Annotated in this window: 2 protein-coding genes; both read left to right on the top strand. The window is 75.8% G+C overall.

What is annotated here, in order from left to right:
* Window positions 1-124: 124 nt before the first annotated feature.
* Complete coding sequence (locus BU52_RS21610; protein WP_037936916.1) at window positions 125-14704, top strand: SDR family NAD(P)-dependent oxidoreductase; 14580 nt, start codon at window positions 125-127, stop codon at window positions 14702-14704.
* On the top strand, window positions 14701-18168 hold the full coding sequence (locus tag BU52_RS21615; RefSeq protein WP_037936917.1) for an amino acid adenylation domain-containing protein: 3468 nt from the start codon (window positions 14701-14703) through the stop codon (window positions 18166-18168). The genes BU52_RS21610 and BU52_RS21615 overlap by 4 nt, the downstream gene beginning before the upstream one ends.
* The last annotated feature ends 20 nt before the right edge of the window (window positions 18169-18188 follow it).

The raw sequence follows: 18188 nt of genomic DNA on the forward strand, positions 1-18188 counted from the left end.
CCCGGGCCGAGCTGACTCCCGGCCACCGCCGCAGCACCGAGGGGCCGAGAGCCCGAACCGAACCAGAGCCACCATCTGCCCGTCCGGACCGGAACGGGCGTACGCACAAGGGGGAAGAGGGCCAGTGAGCAGCCAAGAGGTCGAGGCAGCCGAGACGGATGTCGCCATCATCGGCATGGCCGGGCGATTCCCCGGCGCCGACGACCTGGACTCCTTCTGGCGCCTGCTGAGCGAGGGTCGCGAGGGCATCACCCGCTTCAGCCGCGAGGAACTCGCGGCGGCGGGGGTGCCGGCCCGGCTGCTGGACGATCCGGAGTACGTTCCCGCCCACGGGGTCGTTCCGGACGTCGACCTGTTCGACACCGGGTACTTCGAGTTCACCCCGGCGGAGGCCGCTGTCACCGACCCGCAGCACCGCCTCCTGCTGACGGCCGGCCACGCCGCCCTGGAGCACGCCGGCTACGACCCCGCCCGCTACGACGGGCTGATCAGCGTCTACGCCGGCGCGGCCATCAACACCTACCTCCAGCAGCAGGTCCTGCCCCACGTCGACCAGACCACCACCTCGAACCACTTCGCGGTGATGGTCGGCAACGACAAGGACTTCCTGGCCACCCGGCTGTCGTACAAACTCGACCTCAAGGGCCCCAGCTACGCGGTCCAGACCGCCTGCTCCACGTCCCTCGTCGCCCTCCACCTGGCCTGCCAGGGGCTGATCAACGGCGAGTGCGACATGGCGCTGGCCGGCGGTGTCACCGTGAAACTGCCGCAGGCTAAGGGGTACCTGTACGAGGAAGGCGCGATCCTGTCCCGGGACGGGCACGTGCGCCCCTTCGACGCGGACGCCAGCGGCACCGTCCTCGGCAACGGCGTCGGTGTCCTGGTCCTCAAGCCCCTGCGGGACGCCCTCGCGGACCGGGACACCATTCACGCCGTCATCAAGGGCACGGCCACCAACAACGACGGTGCCGGCAAGGTGAGTTTCGCCGCGCCCGGCGCGGCCGGCCAGACCGCCGTCATCCGCGAGGCACACACCGTCTCCGGTGTCGACCCGCGCTCCATCGGATACGTCGAGGCACACGGCACCGCCACCCGTCTCGGCGATCCGGTCGAGGTCTCGGCGCTCACCCGGGCGTTCAGGGAGTCCACGGCCGACACCGGGTTCTGCGCCATCGGCTCGGTGAAGTCGAACATCGGCCACCTGGACGCGGCGGCCGGTGTCGCGGGCGTCATCAAGACGGTGCTGATGATGAAGCACCGGACGCTGGTGCCGACCGTCAACCACACCACCCCCAACCCGGCCATCGACTTCGCGGCCGGCCCGTTCAAGGTGAGCACCGACACCGCCCCCTGGACAGGGCAGGGCCCGCTGCGCGCGGGCGTCAGCTCGTTCGGCATCGGCGGCACCAACGCGCACGCCGTCCTCCAGGAGGCCCCGCCCGCCCCCGTCACCGGCGACGCGGACCGCGCACAGCAGCTGCTGGTGGTGTCCGCGCGCACCCCCACGGCGCTGGCCACGGCCGCCCAGAACCTGGCCGCCCACCTCGACGGCGACGACCCGGCCGCGCTCGCCGACATCGCCTACACACTGGCCGTGGGCCGCCGCGCCCACGAGTACCGGCTCGCCGTCACCGGCTCCGACCGCGCCGCCCTCGCCCGGGCACTGCGCACGGCCCCGGTCCCCGAGCGGCCCGTGACCGGCGAGGTCTCCTTCGTCTTCGCCGAGGAGGTCCCGGACGCGGCGGGCCTGGCCGGCCGGTGGGCCGCCGCCGAGCCCGCCTTCGCCGAGCACCACGAGGCCGCACTCGCCGCGGGCGCCCACCGGCTCGGCGAGCGGGGACGTGCGTTCGCCGTGCAGTACGCGCTCGGCAAGCTGTGGCTCGACTGGGGCCTCACTCCGGTCGCGGTGCACGGCGACGGGCTCGCGGCCCGGGCCGCCGCCTGCGTGACCGGGGCGCTGCGGCTTCAGGACGCGCTGACCGGCGACGGTCTGGTACCGCCCGCCGCCCGGGCACGCATCCCCGTGCGCGGCGCCCACGACGAGGTGCGCGGTGTCGCCCTCGGCGTGACCGACGGCCCCTGGGACGGCGTGGCCCGCGCCTGGCAGGCCGGTGCCGCCGTCGACTGGGCGGCCTGGTTCGCGGGCGAGGAGCGCGGCCGCGTCCCGCTGCCGACGTACCCCTTCGAGGGCCGCCGCTGCTGGCTGACCGGACCCGACACCCCGGCTCCCGCCGACCGGGTCACCGGCCCCGGCCCGCACCCCATGCTGGACGAGAACGTCTCGACCCTGGACACCCTCGCGTTCCGCAGCTCCCGTACCGGCACCGAGTTCTACCTCGCCGACCACCGCGTCGACGCCGAACCCGTCCTGCCCGCCGCCGGACAGCTGGAACTGGCCCGCGCGGCCGGCGAACTCTCCCTCGGCGGACCCGTCCGGCTGCGCGGAGTCTCCTTCGAGCAGTTGCTCTCCTACGCCACCGGGCCGCGCACCGCGCTGGTCCAGCTCTGGCGCGACCGCGACACGGTCGGATTCGAACTCACCGCCGACGAGCGGATGGTCGCGGCCGGCGAGATCCACCCCGGGGCCGTCGAGCGCCCCGCACCGGCCGACCCGGCCGCTGTCGCCGCACGCTGCGCCGAACTGGTCGCCCACACCGACTGCTACGACGTCCTGCGCACCCACGGCCTGGACTACGGCCCCCGGATGCGCGCCCTCACCGAGGTCCGGCTCGGCGACCGCGAGGCCTTCGGCACCCTGGAACTGCCCGAAGGCGCCTCGCTCGACGGCGCCGTGCTCAACCCCGCCCTGCTGGACGGTGCCCTCCACGCCCTGGTCGTGCTGCTGGCCCGCGCCTACGGCGAGCGGGCCGACGGCTTCCTGCCGATGGCCCTGGGCGAACTCACCGTGCACGCCCCCGTCACCGGGCCCTGCCACGTCCACGTCACGGCCGGCCGGCTGGGGGAGCGGACCGCTCACGCGGACCTCACCGTCGTGGACACCCACGGGCAGGTCCTGGCCCGCCTGCACGACCTCGCCGTGCGCGTCCTCGGTGAGCCCCGCGAGTCGGCCCTGCTGGTCCGTCGCTGGACCGCCGCGCCCGCCGAGCCCACCGGCGCACCCCTCGGGCACACGGCCGCCGTCGTCGCCCCCGACCCCGCGCGCGGAACACAACTGGCCGCTCACCTCACCGCCCTGGGCATCGGCACGGTCACCCGCGGCCTCGACCCGGCCACCGCACCTGATGTCGTCCTCGTCGACGCACCGGCCCCCGAGGAGGCGCTGCACGCCGTCCGCACGCTCCTCGGCGCCCGTCCCACGGCACCCGTGCGCGTTCTGCTGCTGCACCGCCACGACACCGACGGCCCCCGGCCCGAGCACGCCGCACTCGCCGCCTTCGCCCGGACCGTCCGCGCGGAGAATCCCCTCCTCGAGGTGCAGGCCGTCGGCCTCGCCGAGGACGCGGCCGAGGCCGACGCACTCGCCGCCGAACTGGCCGGCCACGGCCGCGACCCGGAGGTCGCCCACACCGCGCAGGGCCGCCGGATCCCGCAGGCCGAGCCCGCCCCGGCCGCCCGCCCCTCAGCGGTCCGTGACGGCGGCGTGTACGTCGTGACGGGCGGCGCCGGCGGACTGGGCCGCGCCGTCGCCGGCCGGCTGCTCTCCCGGGCCGACGCCCGCGTGGTCCTGCTGGGCCGCAGCGAACGGCCCGCCGACCTGGACGAGCGCCTGGTCTACCACAGCGTCGACGTGTCCGACCCGGAGGCCCTGACCGACCGACTCGCCGCCGTGCGCCAGGAGTTCGGGCCGCTCACCGGTGTCGTCCACGCCGCGGGCGTACTGCGCGACGGCTTCGCCCTGACCAAGTCCGCCGAGGACGTGGCCGCCGTCCTCGCTCCCAAGGCCGCCGGGCTGCGTGCCCTGGACGCGGCCACCGCCGACGACCCGCTGGACTTCTTCGTCGCCTTCTCCTCCATCGCCGCCCACATCGCGAGCCCCGGCCAGACGGACTACGCGTACGCCAACGCCTACCTGGAGGCCTACGCCGAACGCCACCGCCGGGTCACCGCGATCGCCTGGCCGATGTGGGCCGACGGCGGAATGCGCCAGAGCGCCGAGGCCGCCGCGGACATCGCCGCCCGCACCGGCTTCGGTGTCCTCCCCACCGAGGTCGGCCTCGACTTGTTCGAGCAGGCCCTCGGCACCCCCGGCGCGCTCGTCGCCGCGTACGGGGACCTGCGCACCATCACCCCCGCGCTCACCGCGCCCGCCGCCCGGGCGGCCCGGCCCGCCACGGCCGAACCGCCCGCCGGGGGCGGGCCGCGCGAGGAGGCCCTGCGGCTGCTGCGCGAGCTGATCGCCGCCGAGACCGGCCTGGATGCCGCCGAACTGGCCGAGGACGCCCCGTTCGACCGGCTCGGCATCGACTCGCTGATGATCGCCAAGCTCAACCGCGAGCTGGACCGGCACTTCGACGCGTTGTCCAAGACCCTGTTCTTCGAGTACGCCACCCTGGGCGAACTCGCCGGCTTCTTCGCGGAGCACCACGCGGCCGAGCTGACCGGAGGCACACCGGCGGCCGCACCGGCCGGGCCCGCGGCCGAGGGCACCGCCCCGCGCCCGCCATGCGCCCCGCGCCGCATCGCACGGGCCGGAGCCGCCGAGCCCGCCGAGGACGACACGGACGCCATCGCCGTCATCGGCCTGGCCGGCCGTTACCCGGCCGCCGACGACCTCGACGAGCTCTGGACCACGCTGGCCGAGGGACGTGACGCCGTCACCGAGATCCCCGCGGAGCGCTGGGACGGCCGCCGCTGGTACGACCCGGACCCGGCGGCGCCCGGCCTCGCCCACACCCGGTGGGGCGGGTTCCTGCGCGACGTCGACCGCTTCGACCCCCTCTTCTTCGGCATCTCCCCGCGTCAGGCCGAACTGATGGACCCCCAGGAGCGCCTGTTCCTGCAGAACGCCTGGCACGTCCTGGAGGACGCCGGCTACCGCCGCTCCGACCTGGCCGGCCGGCCCGTCGGCGTGTACGTCGGCGTGATGTACGGCGAGTACCAGTTCCACGGCGCCCTGGACGCCCTGCGCGGCGGGCGGCCGCTCACCGGCTCGTCCTTCGCCACCATCGCCAACCGGGTCAGCCACGCACTGGACCTGTCCGGTCCGAGCATGGCGCTGGACACCATGTGCTCCTCCTCGCTCACCGCGATCCACCTGGCCTGCGAGAGCCTGCGCCGGGGCGAGAGCGAACTCGCCGTCGCCGGGGGCGTCAACGTCTCCGTCCACCCGTACAAGTTCGCCTTCCTCAGCCAGGGCCGCTTCCTGTCCTCCGACGGCCGCTGCCGGGCCTTCGGCGCGGGCGGCGACGGCTATGTGCCCGGGGAGGGCGTCGGCGCCGTCCTGCTCAAGCCCTACCGCAAGGCGCGGGCCGACGGGGACCGCATCCACGGCCTGATCCTCGGCAGCGCCGTCAACCACGGCGCCCGGACCAACGGATACAGCGTGCCCAACCCGCGTGCCCAGCAGCGCGCGATCACCACGGCGATGGAACGGGCGGGCGTCACCCCGCGGGACATCGGCTACGTCGAGGCGCACGGCACCGGCACCGCCCTGGGCGACCCGATCGAGCTGACCGGCCTCACGCACGCCTACCGGTCCGCCGAGGCCGCGCCCGGCACCTGGCCGATCGGCTCGGTCAAGTCCAACATCGGGCACCTGGAGTCCGCGGCCGGCATCGCCGGACTCACCAAGGTGCTGCTGCAGTTCCGGCACCGCACCCTGGTGCCCTCGCTGCACTCCGGCGAACTGAACCCCAACATCGACTTCGAGCGTTCCCCGTTCCGCGTCCAGCGCGAGCTGTCCGCGTGGCCCGACCGGGACGGCCCGCGCCGGGCCGGCCTCAGCTCCTTCGGCGCGGGCGGCGCCAACGCGCACCTCGTCCTCGAGGAGTCCCCGGACCCCGACCCGGTCACCGACCTGCCGGCGGGCGAGCAGCGCACCGGCGACCCCGTGCTGTTCCTGCTCTCCGCCCGCGACGAGGAACGGCTGCGCGCCTATGCCGAGTCGGCCGCCCGCTTCGTCGAGACCGAGCGGGTGCCGCTCGCCGACCTGTGCTTCACCACGCAGGTGGGCCGCGAGCCCTTCGACGCCCGGCTCGCGGTGGCGGTCACCGACGGCGGCGAACTGGTCGCCGCACTGCGCCGGTTCGCCGACGGCGGCCCGGCTCCCGACCTCGCCGGTGCGGGCCCGCTGGCCGAGCCGGCCCGCCGCTGGCTCGGTGGCGCCGACGTGGACTGGGCGGCCTGGCACGCCGGCCGGCCGGGGCCCGCCCCGCGCCGGGTGCGCGCCCCGCAATATCCGTTCGCCGCGGAGCGCTACTGGATCCCGCTCGACCCCGACCTGGGCACGGCAGCTCCGCATCCACTGGTCGACGCCAACGAGTCCACCGTCGCAGGGGTCCGCTTCCGCAAGACGCTGCGCGCGCACGACCCGCTGCTGCGCGACCACATGATCGAGGGCCGGCCGCTGCTCGCGGGCGCGGCGACGCTGGAGTTCGTCCGCGCCGCCGCCGCGCTCGCCGAGCCCGGCACCCGGCACGCCCTGCGCGAGGTGGTCTGGGGCCGGGCCGTCGAACTCCGCGACGGCGAAATGGACTTGTTCGTCTCCTTCCGCCCGGACGGCACCGGGCTGGCCTTCGAGGTGTGGAGCGGGACCGACACCGGCCGCACCACCCACGCCCGCGGCAGTGCCGTACCGGCCCCCGCCGTCCCCGAGGCCGCCGAGGACCTCGCCGCGCTGCGCGAGCGGCTGTCCGTCGTGCGCGACGGACCCACCGCGTACACCGAGTACGCGGCCGCCGGGTTCGCGTACGGCCCCTCCTTCCAGGTCATCGACGAGATCCGGGTCGGCCCCGGCGAGGCGCTGGTCCGGCTGGCCCAGGCCGGTACCGCCGCGGGGACCCGGCTGCCCCCGGCGCTCCTCGACGGCGTGCTGCGGGCGTGCCACTGGACGGGCCGGACCACCTCGCCGCGCCCCGGTGAACTCGCCGTCCCCTTCAGCCTGGGCGCCCTGGACTCCTTCGCCCCGCTGCCCGCGGTCTGCCACGCGTACGCCCGGCTGGCCGGTGAGTCGGCGGGTGTGCGCCGCTTCGACCTGACCGTGTACGACGACCAGGGCCGCGTGCTCGCCTCCCTGCGGGACTTCGCGGGCCGTCTCCCCGGCACCCGGGCGGCCCTCGCGAGCCCTGCCCCCGACACCCGGGCGGCGCTTGCCGGCCGGACGCCCACCGCACAGGCCGGGCCCGAGCCCGCCACCGGTGAGGCCCGCCTCTACGAGCCGTACTGGCGCCCCGCCGCCGACCCGGAACCGGCGGGCGCCGCCGGGACCCTCGCCCTGCTCGGCCGCCACCCGGACCTGGAGTCCGCGCTGACCGCGACCGGCGTGTGGCAGCGCGTCGTCGCCGTCGGCGAGGACACCGGCCGGCTCGCCTCCCTCGCCGACGAGGACGGGCTCGACCTCGCCGTCGTCCTCGGCGACGCGGACGACGGCTCACCCGCCGACCTGCTCGACCACGCCTGCACCCCCGTCCTGGACGTGCTCGACGCGGCCCGCACCGGCGTGCTGCCCGGCCGGGTGCGGTGTCTGGTGCTGCACCCGCAGAACGCCGGCGAGGACCGGCCCGAGTGGGCCGCCCTGGCCGGGTTCGCCCGCTCCACCGGGCCGGTCGCTCCGCGCCTGGAACTGCTCACCCTCGGCGTCGACAGCGCGGCGCCGGCCGCCGAGGTCGCGCGGGCCGTGGCGGTGGAACTGCGCGCCGCACCCCGCGCCGCGGGCCTGGAGGTCCGCCGTACGGCCTCCGGCGAACGGCAGGTACGGAGCCTGCGCCCGCTCACCGGGAGGACGACGCCGGCCGACGTGCCCCTGCGGGACGGCGGCGTGTACGTCGTGACCGGCGGCGCCGGTGCCCTCGGCCGTCTCCTCGCCGAGCACCTGGCCCGCACCCACGCGGCGAAGCTGGTACTGATCGGCCGTTCCGAGCCCGACGAGCGGACCCGCGCCTGGCACCGCACCCTGACCGGCCTCGGTGCCGAGGTGCTCGCGCTGCGCGCCGACGTGGCCCGGGCCGGTGAACTCGGCACGGCGCTGGCCGCCGCCCGGGACCGGTTCGGCACCCTGCACGGCGTGTTCCACCTGGCGGGCGTCGCCGACGAGGGCCGCGCCGACGGTGACCGGCGGCGCTTCGCCCGGCTGCTCGGCGCCAAGACACACGGCCTGGTCCACCTTGACCGGCTGACCCGCGAGGACCCCCTCGACCTCTTCGTGGTCTTCTCCTCCGTCTCCTCCCTCATCGGTGACTTCGGAGCGGCCGGTTACGCCACCGCCAACCGCTTCGCCGACCTCTACACGGTGCTCCGCGACCGCCGGGTGCGCCGGGGCGAGGGGCGGGGCCGCAGCCTGTCCCTGGCCTGGCCGCTCTGGGCGGCCGGCGGGGTCGACGGTCTGGTCCGCGAGGAGGAACTGGCCGCGTACACCCGGCGCAGCGGGATGCGGGCGCTGACCGCGGAAGCGGGCCTCGACCTCCTCGCCCGCTCCTTCGCCCCCGGCGCCGCCTGGCTCGTGCCCGCCTGGGGCGACCCGGCGGAGGTGGACGCCGCCCTGACGGGCGCGCCCGGCCCGTCCCGGCCCGTCGCGCCGGCGCCCACCGCCCGCACGGGCCGGCTCCGGGACCGGGTGGTGGACCACCTGCGCGAGGTCCTCGCGGGCGTGCTCAAGCTGCCCGCCGGGCGCCTCGACAGCCGCGTCCCGCTGGACGACTACGGCCTGGACTCGGTGCTGGTCATGGAGTCCAACGCGCTGCTCGGCAAGGACTTCCCGGGCCTGCGCGGCACCGTGTTCTTCGAGTTCCGGACGGTCGACGAGCTGGCCGGCCACATCCTCGCCGAGCAGGCCGACGCCGTGACCCGCCTGTTCCCCGAGGAGACCGAGCCGTCGCGGCACGAGACCCGGCTGCCGCGGCAGGACGCCGCGTCCGCGCCCGCCCCGGTTCCGCACACCCCGCCCGCCCGCCGGGACGCCGACGAGCCGATCGCCGTCATCGGCATCAGCGGCCGCTATCCCCAGGCGGACACCCTGGAGGAGTTCTGGCGCAACCTCGCCGAAGGCCGCGACTGCGTCACCGAGGTCCCCGCGGACCGCTGGGACGCCGACGCCCTGTTCGACGCGGACCCCGCGGCACCCGGCCGCAGCTACAGCCGCTGGGGCGGCTTCCTGTCGGACGTGGACTCCTTCGACTCGCTGTTCTTCCAGATCGCGCCCAAGCAGGCCCGCACGATGGACCCGCAGGAGCGGCTCTTCCTGCAGACGGCCTGGTCGGCGCTGGAGAACGCCGGCTACCCGCCGTCCCGCATCCCGGCGCCCCGGCACGGTGGCCAGGGGCATGACGTCGGTGTGTTCGTCGGTGTCATGTGGGACGACTACGCGATCCTCGCCGCCGCCGAATCGGCCCGCGGCAACCCTCAGGTCGTGCTGGCCAACCGTTCCGCCATCGCCAACCAGGTCTCCTACTTCGGAGACTTCCGCGGCCCGAGCGTGGTGATCGACACCGCCTGTTCCGCGTCCCTCGTCGCCGTGCACCAGGCCTGCGAGAGCATCCGCCGCGGCGAGTGCTCGTACGCCGTCGCGGGCGGCGTCAACGTCGCCGTGCACCCCGACAAGTACGTGCACCTCAGCCGCAAGACCATGCTGTCCGCCGACGGCCGCTGCCGGGCCTTCGGCGCGGGCGGCACCGGGTACGTGCCCGGCGAGGGCGTCGGCGCGGTGGTCCTCAAGCGGCTGTCGGACGCGGAACGCGACGGCGACACCGTGCACGCCGTGATCCGTGCCAGCGCCGTCAACCACGGCGGCCGCACCAGCGGTTATACCGTGCCCAACCCGCAGGCGCAGCAGGCGCTGGTGGAGCAGGCGCTGGATGCTGCGGGAATCGACGCCCGCACCATCGGCTGCGTCGAGGCGCACGGCACCGGCACCGCCCTGGGTGACCCGATCGAGCACACCGCGCTGGCGCAGGCGTTCGCCCGGCACACCGGCGACACGGGATTCTGCGCGCTCGGCTCGGTGAAGTCCGCGATCGGCCACCTGGAGGGCGCCGCGGGGATCGCCGGGCTCACCAAGGCCGTCCTGCAACTGCGCCACGGCACCCTGCTGCCCACGCTGCACGCCGAGGAACCGAACCCGGTCATCGACTTCGAGAGTTCACCGTTCACCGTGCAGCGGGAGACCGCGCCGTGGCCGCGCGCGTACGACGGCGACGGCCGTCCGCTGCCCCGCCGCGCCGCCGTCAGCTCCTTCGGGGCGGGCGGCACCAACGCGCACGTCGTCGTGGAGGAGTACATCGCGCCCGAGCCCGCCCCGGCCGGGCCCGGGCAGGCGGAGCTGATCGTCCTGTCCGCCCGCGACGAGGAGCGGCTGCGCGCCCGCGCGGCCGACCTGGGCCGCGCCCTCGCCGAGCCGGGCGCCCCGAGGCTGGCCGACGTCGCGCACACCCTGCGCGTGGGCCGCGAACCGCTCGCCGTCCGGCTCGCGTTCGTCGCCACCGACCTCGCGGACGCGGCCGGCAAGCTCGCCGCCGTCGGCCGGGGCGAGGGCGGCCAGTGGCTGCACCTCGGCCGGGTGGAGCAGCATCCGCCGCTCGCCGGCCTGCTGACCGACGGCATCGGTGGCGAGGACTTCCTCGCCGCCCAGATCGCGGCCGGCGCCGACGACCTCCTCGGCCGGCTGTGGGTTTCGGGCGTCACCGTCGACTGGGACCTGCTGCACCGCCTGCGCCCCGCCGAACGCCGCCGGGTGCCCCTGCCGACGTACCCCTTCGAGCGGGTACGCCACTGGCTCGACACCACGCCCGCTCCCGCCCCGGCACGGGGCCCCCACCGGTGGGAGCGCCGGCTCTCCGCCGACGAGCCGGTGCTGCGCGACCACGTGGTCGACGGGCGGCCCATCCTGCCCGGTGTCGGCCACCTGGACCTGGTCGCCGAGGCGAGCGGGGGACTGGCCGGACGCGCCTGCGTGGACGTCCGCTGGATCGTCCCGCTGGCCCTGGGCGAGGCCGAGGAGACGGTGACGGTGGCCTGGGACGGCGAGGAGTACGAGATCCGCGGCGCCGACGGCGCCGTACGCTCCTGCGGCCGGCTCGCCGCCGCCCCCGCCGCGCCCGCCCCCCTCGACGTCACCGCGCTCCGCGCCCGCCTGGACGAAGGCGTGGACGAGGGGTCCTTCTACCGGGCACTGGCCGGGCAGGGACTGCCGTACGGGCCGTTCTTCCGCCGTGTCCGGCAGGTGTGGACCGGCCGTGACGAGGTGCTCGGCCGGATCGGCGACACCGCCGGCGAGGACCCCGCGCACGCCCTCCACCCGGGCGTCCTGGACGCCGCCCTGCACACCGTCGCCGCCCTGCTGGTACGCCGCAGGGGTGAGCACGCCCGGCCGATGCTGCCGTTCGCGGCCGACCGCGTCGAGGTGTTCGGCGCCGTCCCGGCGACCGGCTGGTCGTACGTCCGGGAGACCGGAACGGACCGCTGCGAGGTGCTGCTCTGCGACGACACCGGCGCGGTGCGGGTCCGGTTCGAGGGCCTGACCTACCGGGAGGCCAAGCCGTCCGCGGTGGTCGTGCACCGGCCCGTGTGGACCGCCCGGCCCGCCGAGGAGCGCGCCGCGGACGCCCGCCGCGTGCTGCTGGTCGGGGAGCGGCTGGACGCCGAGCCCGCCGCCGGCATCGCCCGCGCCCACCACGGCGCCGACGTACGACGGCTCCCGGTCGGCCCCGGCGGCCTCGCGGACGCCGAACTCGACCGCGCCCTGGCCGGATCCGGCGCACCGGACCTGGTCTACTTCCTCGCCACGGCCCCCGGGGGCGAGCCCGCGGGCCGCGCCGAGCTGCGCGCCCTGACCGACCGGGGCCCGGTCGCCCTGTACCGCCTGGTGCGGGCGCTGGCCCGGCACGGCCTGCTGGAGCGCGGGACACGCCTGAAGGTCGTCACCACGGACGTCCACCCGCTGGAGGCGGGCGACGACTCCTCCCCGTGGGCCGCCGGGACCGCCGGCCTGGCCGCCGTCGCGGCCAAGGAGTTCCCCGCGCTGCGCGTGGCGCTCGTCGACGTACGCGCGGCGGAGGCCGCCCGGGCGGCCTCCGCGATCGTGGCCGAGCCGTTCCCGGCCCGGCCGGTGCCGGTGTCGCTGCGCGCGGGCGTGCGCCGGGTGCGCACCCTGGAGCGGGTCGAACTGCCCGCCGCCGGCACCCGGTTCCGCCAGGGCGGCGTCTACCTGGTCGTCGGCGGGCTCGGTGCCGTGGGCCGGGACACCTGCCGGTACCTGGCCCGCGCCTACGCGGCGAAGCTGGTCGTGCTCGGCCGCTCCCCGCTCGACGAGACACGGCGGCAGACCGTCGCGGAGCTGGAGAAGTCGGGCGCCGAGGTCCGCTACGTCGCCCTGGACGCCACCGACCCGGACGCGCTGAAGGAGGCCGTCGATCTCGCCGTACGCGAGTTCGGCGCCCTGCACGGGGTGATCAACGCCGCGATGGTGCTGGTCAACCAGGTCCTGCGGGAACTGCCGGAGGACGGGCTGCGGACCGCCCTGGAGTCCAAGACCGACTCCACCTGGAGCCTGCTGCACGCGGTGCGCGACGTACCGCTGGACTTCGTGCTCCTCTACTCGTCCGGTGTGGCCTTCGAGGGCAATCACGGCCAGGCCGGCTACGCCGCCGGCTGCACGTTCGCCGACGCCTGTGCCCTGCACGCCGCCCGCACCCTGCCCTTCCCGGTGCGGGTGCTCAACCTCGGCTACTGGCACGCGGGCGGCGACCCGGACCGGGAGCGGGTGCTGCGCCGGTTCGGCGCCGCCGGCATCAGGCCGCTGAGCGCCGAGCAGGGCATGACCGTCGTCGAGCGGACCCTCGCGGCCGGGCTGCCCCAGGTGTTCGCCCTGGACGCCGACCGGCCCATCCTGGACAACCTCGGCATCGACCCGGACCGCACCCTGAGCGTGCTGCCGGGCGGTGCGCCCGACCGGCTGCCCGAGGTCCGCTTCCCGGGCGCGCCCGGCGCCGACCGTGAACTGGCCTCGCATCAGCGTGCGGTCGCCGAGGCGGAGGAGCTGGCGCTGCGCCTGCTGGCATCGGTGCTCGACCGGGCGGGCCTGTTCGGTGCGGGCGAGGCCTCCCGGGACGAACTCGCCGCCCGCCTGGGCGTGGTGCCGGAGCACGCGGCGCTGTTCCAGGCGCAGCTGGACATGCTGGCCGAGGCGGACTGGCTGACCGTCACGGACGGCGGCCGACTGCGCCCGACGGGCCGCGGGACCACCCCCGAAAAGGAACTGATCACTCGACTGGACGAGTTGACGCGACGTCATCATGCGCTCGCGCCGGTCGTGTCGCTCCTCGGTGACTGCCTGACCGCGCTGCCCGACGTGCTCACCGGCCGCCGCCCCGCCATGGAGGTCCTCTTCCCCGACGGCTCAGCCGAGCGTGTGGCCGCCGTCTACCGGGGCGACCCGGTCACCGACCGCTGCAACGGGGAGGTGGCGCGGCTCGTGGCCGAGCAGGTCGAGGCCCGGAGGGCCGCCGACCCCGCCGTACCGGTGCGGATCCTGGAGATCGGCGCCGGCACGGGCGGCACCACGGCGGCCGTGCTCGACGCCCTCGCCCCCTACGGCGACGGCGTCGAGTACGTCTTCACCGACGTCTCCCCGGCCTTCGTCCGCAAGGCCCGCAGCCGCTTCGGTCCGCGGTACCCCTTCACCCGCTTCGAGGTGCTGGACATCGAGGCCGACCCGGCCGGGCAGGGCCTGAGCCCGGGCGCCCACGACGTGGTGCTCGCCACCAACGTCCTGCACGCCACCCGTCGGCTGTCCGACACGCTGGCCGGGGCCAAGAGCCTGCTGCGGCGGGGCGGCGCCCTGCTGCTGGTGGAGGGCACCCGCGCCCGGCACCAGCTGGCGCTCGTCTTCGGCCTGACGGCCGGCTGGTGGCTGTTCTCGGACCCCGAGCAGCGCATGCCCCGCTCCCCGCTGGCGAGTGAGCGCCAGTGGCGGGACGCGCTGGCCGCGTGCGGCTTCACGGACATCAGCGCGGCTGCCCCGACCACGGAGGCCGGACCGGCCTTCCAGAGCGTCGTCGCCGCCGTCAGTGACGGCGTGGTGCCCGGCGGCGGGAAGGCTCCGACGGCCCAGCGCGAGCCGAAGCGGACCCCGGCCGCCGCGCCGGCTCCCGCCGCGGCCCCGTCCGCCCCCGTCGCCCCGGCCTCCGAGGACGACGCCCTGCGCCAGGTCACGGACGTCTTCGCCCGTGTCCTGGAGATGACCCCCGACCGGCTCGACCCCGACCTGACCTTCGAGAACTACGGCGTGGACTCGCTGGTCGTCCTGGAGCTGACCCGCGCGCTGGAAGCGGTCTACGGACCCCAGCCGGCGACCCTGCTGTTCGAGCGGATCACCATCCGGCAGCTGGCCGGGCACTTCGGCGCCCGGGCGCACAGCCCTGGAGAACCCGAAACACCCGGCACCATCCCCGAGCCCACCACCCCCGCAGCGCCCGCACCCGCCCCGGCCGACGACGCCGAGCGCCTGGTCGCGGGGCTGTCCGACGCAGCCGTCGACGAGCTGCTGGCCGAACTGCTCTCCCAGCGCGGAGAGTCCGAAGGAGGCGGACGATGACTGCCGAGCCGTTCAGCTGTGTCGTGATCGGCGAGGAGACCCTCCTCGTCGAGTGCACCAGGCTGCTCGTGGCCCGCGGACACACGGTGGCCGCCGTGGTGTCCCCCTCCGCCGAGCTGCTCGACTGGGCCGAGGAGGAGGGTCTGCCCGCCGTGCCGTTCGGCGCGGACCTCGCCGAGCGGCTGGCCCCGCTGCGCTTCGACTACCTGTTCAGCATCGCCAACCTCCGGATGCTCCCGGAGAAGGTGCTCGCGCTGCCCGCCCGGCTGCCCGTCAACTTCCACGACGGTCCGCTGCCCCGGCACGCGGGTCTGTTCGCCACCAGCTGGGCCATCCTCGACGGTGACAAGCAGCACGGCGTCACCTGGCACGTGATGCGGCGGGAGGCCGACACCGGCGACGTGCTCAAGCAGCGCACGGTGCCCGTCGATCCGGCGGCCACGGTGCACGACCTCGACGTCGCCTGCTTCGAGGCGGGCGTCGAGTCCTTCGCCGAACTCGTGGAAGAACTGGCCGCCGGCACGGTCACCCGCACCCCGCAGGACCTGGGCCTGCGTACGTACCACGGCCGGTACGACGGCCTGCCCCGGGGCGGTGTGTTCGACTGGCGCCGGTCCGCCGCCGAACTGGACGCACTGGTGCGGGCCACCGCGTTCGGACGCCGCCGCAACGACTTCGGCACGGCGCTGCTCGCCGTGCCGGACGGGCTGCTGGCCGTCCGCGCCGTGCAGGTCACCGACCGGACCTCCACCGCCGAGCCCGGCACCGTCGTGGACGCCGGAGCCGACGCCCTCACCGTGGCCACCGGCGACCGGGACGTCCGCCTCACCGACCTCGCCGCCCTGTCCGGGGAGCGGCTCGACCCCCTCGCCCTGGCCCGGGAACTCGGCGGCCGGTTCCCGCACCTGCCCGACGCGGCGGTCACCGCACTCGCGGAGGCCGCCCGCGCCGCCCACCGCGAGGAGAGCCGCTGGCTGCGCGCCCTGCGGTCGCTGCGGCCGGTGCTCCCGCCGAGGTTCGGCCCGCTGAACCCGGTGATCCGCCCGGAGGGCCCGGTTCCGCTGCCCGAGGTCCTGCGCGAGCGGAGCACGGAGCCCGAGCGGACGGCACTCGCCGCCGCCCTGGCCTTCCTCACCCGGCTGACCCGGGGCGACGAGCGGCACGTCGCCGTGTCCGTCCCGCGGGCTGCCTCCCCGGCCGCCTCCCGCGTCCTCGCGCCCGACGTGCCCCTGCACACACCGGAGGAACTGCCGGACCTGACCCTGTCCGGCCTCACCGAGCTGATCGGCACCGCACTCGACGAGTTCCGGGACCGCACGCCGTACCGGCGTGACGTGGCCCTGCGCCACCCGGACCTGACCGGTGCCGCCCGCACCGGGCTGCCCGTCGCCGTCGTCCTGCCCGGCGGCGCGGCCGAACCGGGTGACCGGCCGCTGACCGTCCGCGTCGACGCCGACGGAGCCGTCGGCTTCCACGCGGGCGCCGGACTGACCACGGAGCACGAGCGCTGGCTCGCCGGGCACTTCGCCACCTTCCTCGACGCCCTCGCCGCGGCACCCCACCTCCCGCTCGGCACCGCCGACCTGCTCGCCCCCGAGGAGCGGGAGCTGCTGCTGGGCCCGTGGAACGACACCGTCGAGGAGTACCCGCGCGAGGAGACCGTGACCCGGCTGGTCACCGACATCGCCTGCGCCGCACCCGACGTCACCGCCGTCCGCTTCCAGGACCGCGCCCTCAGCTACGGCGAACTCGACGAGGCCACCGACCGGCTGGCCCGGCACCTCGCCGGTCTCGGGGCGGGCCCCGGCACGCTCGTCGGCGTCTACCTGGAGCGCTCGCCCGAACTGCTGGTCAGCCTGCTCGCCGTCCTGCGTACGGGCGCCGCCTACGTGCCGATCGACCCGATCTACCCGCCCGCACGCATCGGCCACATGCTCCAGGACTCCGGCGCCCGGCTGGTCGTGACCGACGAGACGCTGGGCGGCACCCTGGCGGAGTTCCCGGTCACCGCGGTGCCGGTCACCTCCGTGCCCACCGTGGGGCCACCGGCGGCCCCCTTCGACCGCTCCGACCCGGACACCCCCGCCTACGTGATCTACACCTCCGGCTCCACCGGCCGGCCCAAGGGCGTCCAGGTCGGCCACCGGGCGCTTGTCAACTTCCTGTGGACCATGGCCCGCAGGCCCGGCTTCGGCTCCCGGGACTCGCTGCTCGCGCTGACCACCGTGTGCTTCGACATCGCGGGCCTGGAACTGTACCTGCCGGTGGTGCGGGGCGGCACCGTGGACATCCTCTCCGCCGCCGAGGCCGCCGACGGCGTCGCCCTCCGCGAGCGCGTGGAACGCTCCGCGCCCACCGTCCTGCAGGCCACCCCGACCACCTGGCAGATGCTGCTCGCCGCCGGCTGGAGCGGCGATCCGCGGCTGCGGGCGCTGTGCGGCGGTGAACCGCTGCCGCACGAGCTGGCGAAGGAACTCGTGGTCCGCGTCGGCGCGTTGTACAACATGTACGGCCCGACCGAGACCACCATCTGGTCCACCGTCGACCGGGTGCTGCCCGGCGAGGCGGCCACCATCGGCCGCCCCATCGGCAACACCGGCTGCCACGTCCTCGACGAGCGCGGAGTCCCGGTCCCGCCGGGCATCCCCGGCGAGCTGTACCTGTCCGGCGACGGCGTCGCCGACGGCTACCTCGGCCGGCCCGAGCTGACCGCCGAACGTTTCGTCACGGTCCCCGGCGGCGGCACCGGCCGCGCCTATCGCACCGGCGACCTGGTACGCCACCTGCCCGACGGCCGCCTGGAGTACCTGGAGCGGATCGACGGCCAGATCAAGCTCAACGGCTACCGCATCGAACTCGGCGAGGTGGAGTCCGCCCTGCGCCGGCTGCCGGGCGTCACCGCCGCCGTCGCCGTCGTCCGCGAGGACCGGCCCGGCGAACGCCGCCTGACCGGCTACCTGGTCGGCCCGGCGGGCCCGCTGGACACCGCCGCGCTGCGCGCCGTCCTGGGCGAGCGCCTGCCCGCCTACATGGTCCCCGCCGCCCTCGTCGTCCTGCTCCGGCTGCCGCTCACCCCGAACGGCAAGATCGACCGCAGGGCACTGCCCAAGCCGGACGTCGTCCGTGTCGCCGGCGGCGCGGCGGCCGTCCGCACCGATCTGGAGCGGCGCATCGCCGAGGTCTGGTGCGAGGCGCTCGGCCTGGAGTGGGTCGGTGCCGAGGACAATTTCTTCGACGTCGGCGGTGATTCGTTGCGCCTGACGTCCGTGGTGGCGACCCTGCGTGAGCGGCTCGGCCTCCAGGTCACCCGCCTCGACATGTTCGGCCATCCGACCGTACGGGCCATGGCTGCCCGTGTCGCCGACGCCGGCCGCTCCGCCGGGCCCGCCGTGCCACGGCCCCGGCGCGTCCGGGACACGGCGGCGCTCGCCGGCCGCCGCGACCGCAGAAGGCGGCGCCCATGACCGGCCGGCACGACGTCGCC

It is taken from the genome of Streptomyces toyocaensis, assembly GCF_000725125.1.
GTDB lineage: Bacteria > Actinomycetota > Actinomycetes > Streptomycetales > Streptomycetaceae > Streptomyces > Streptomyces toyocaensis.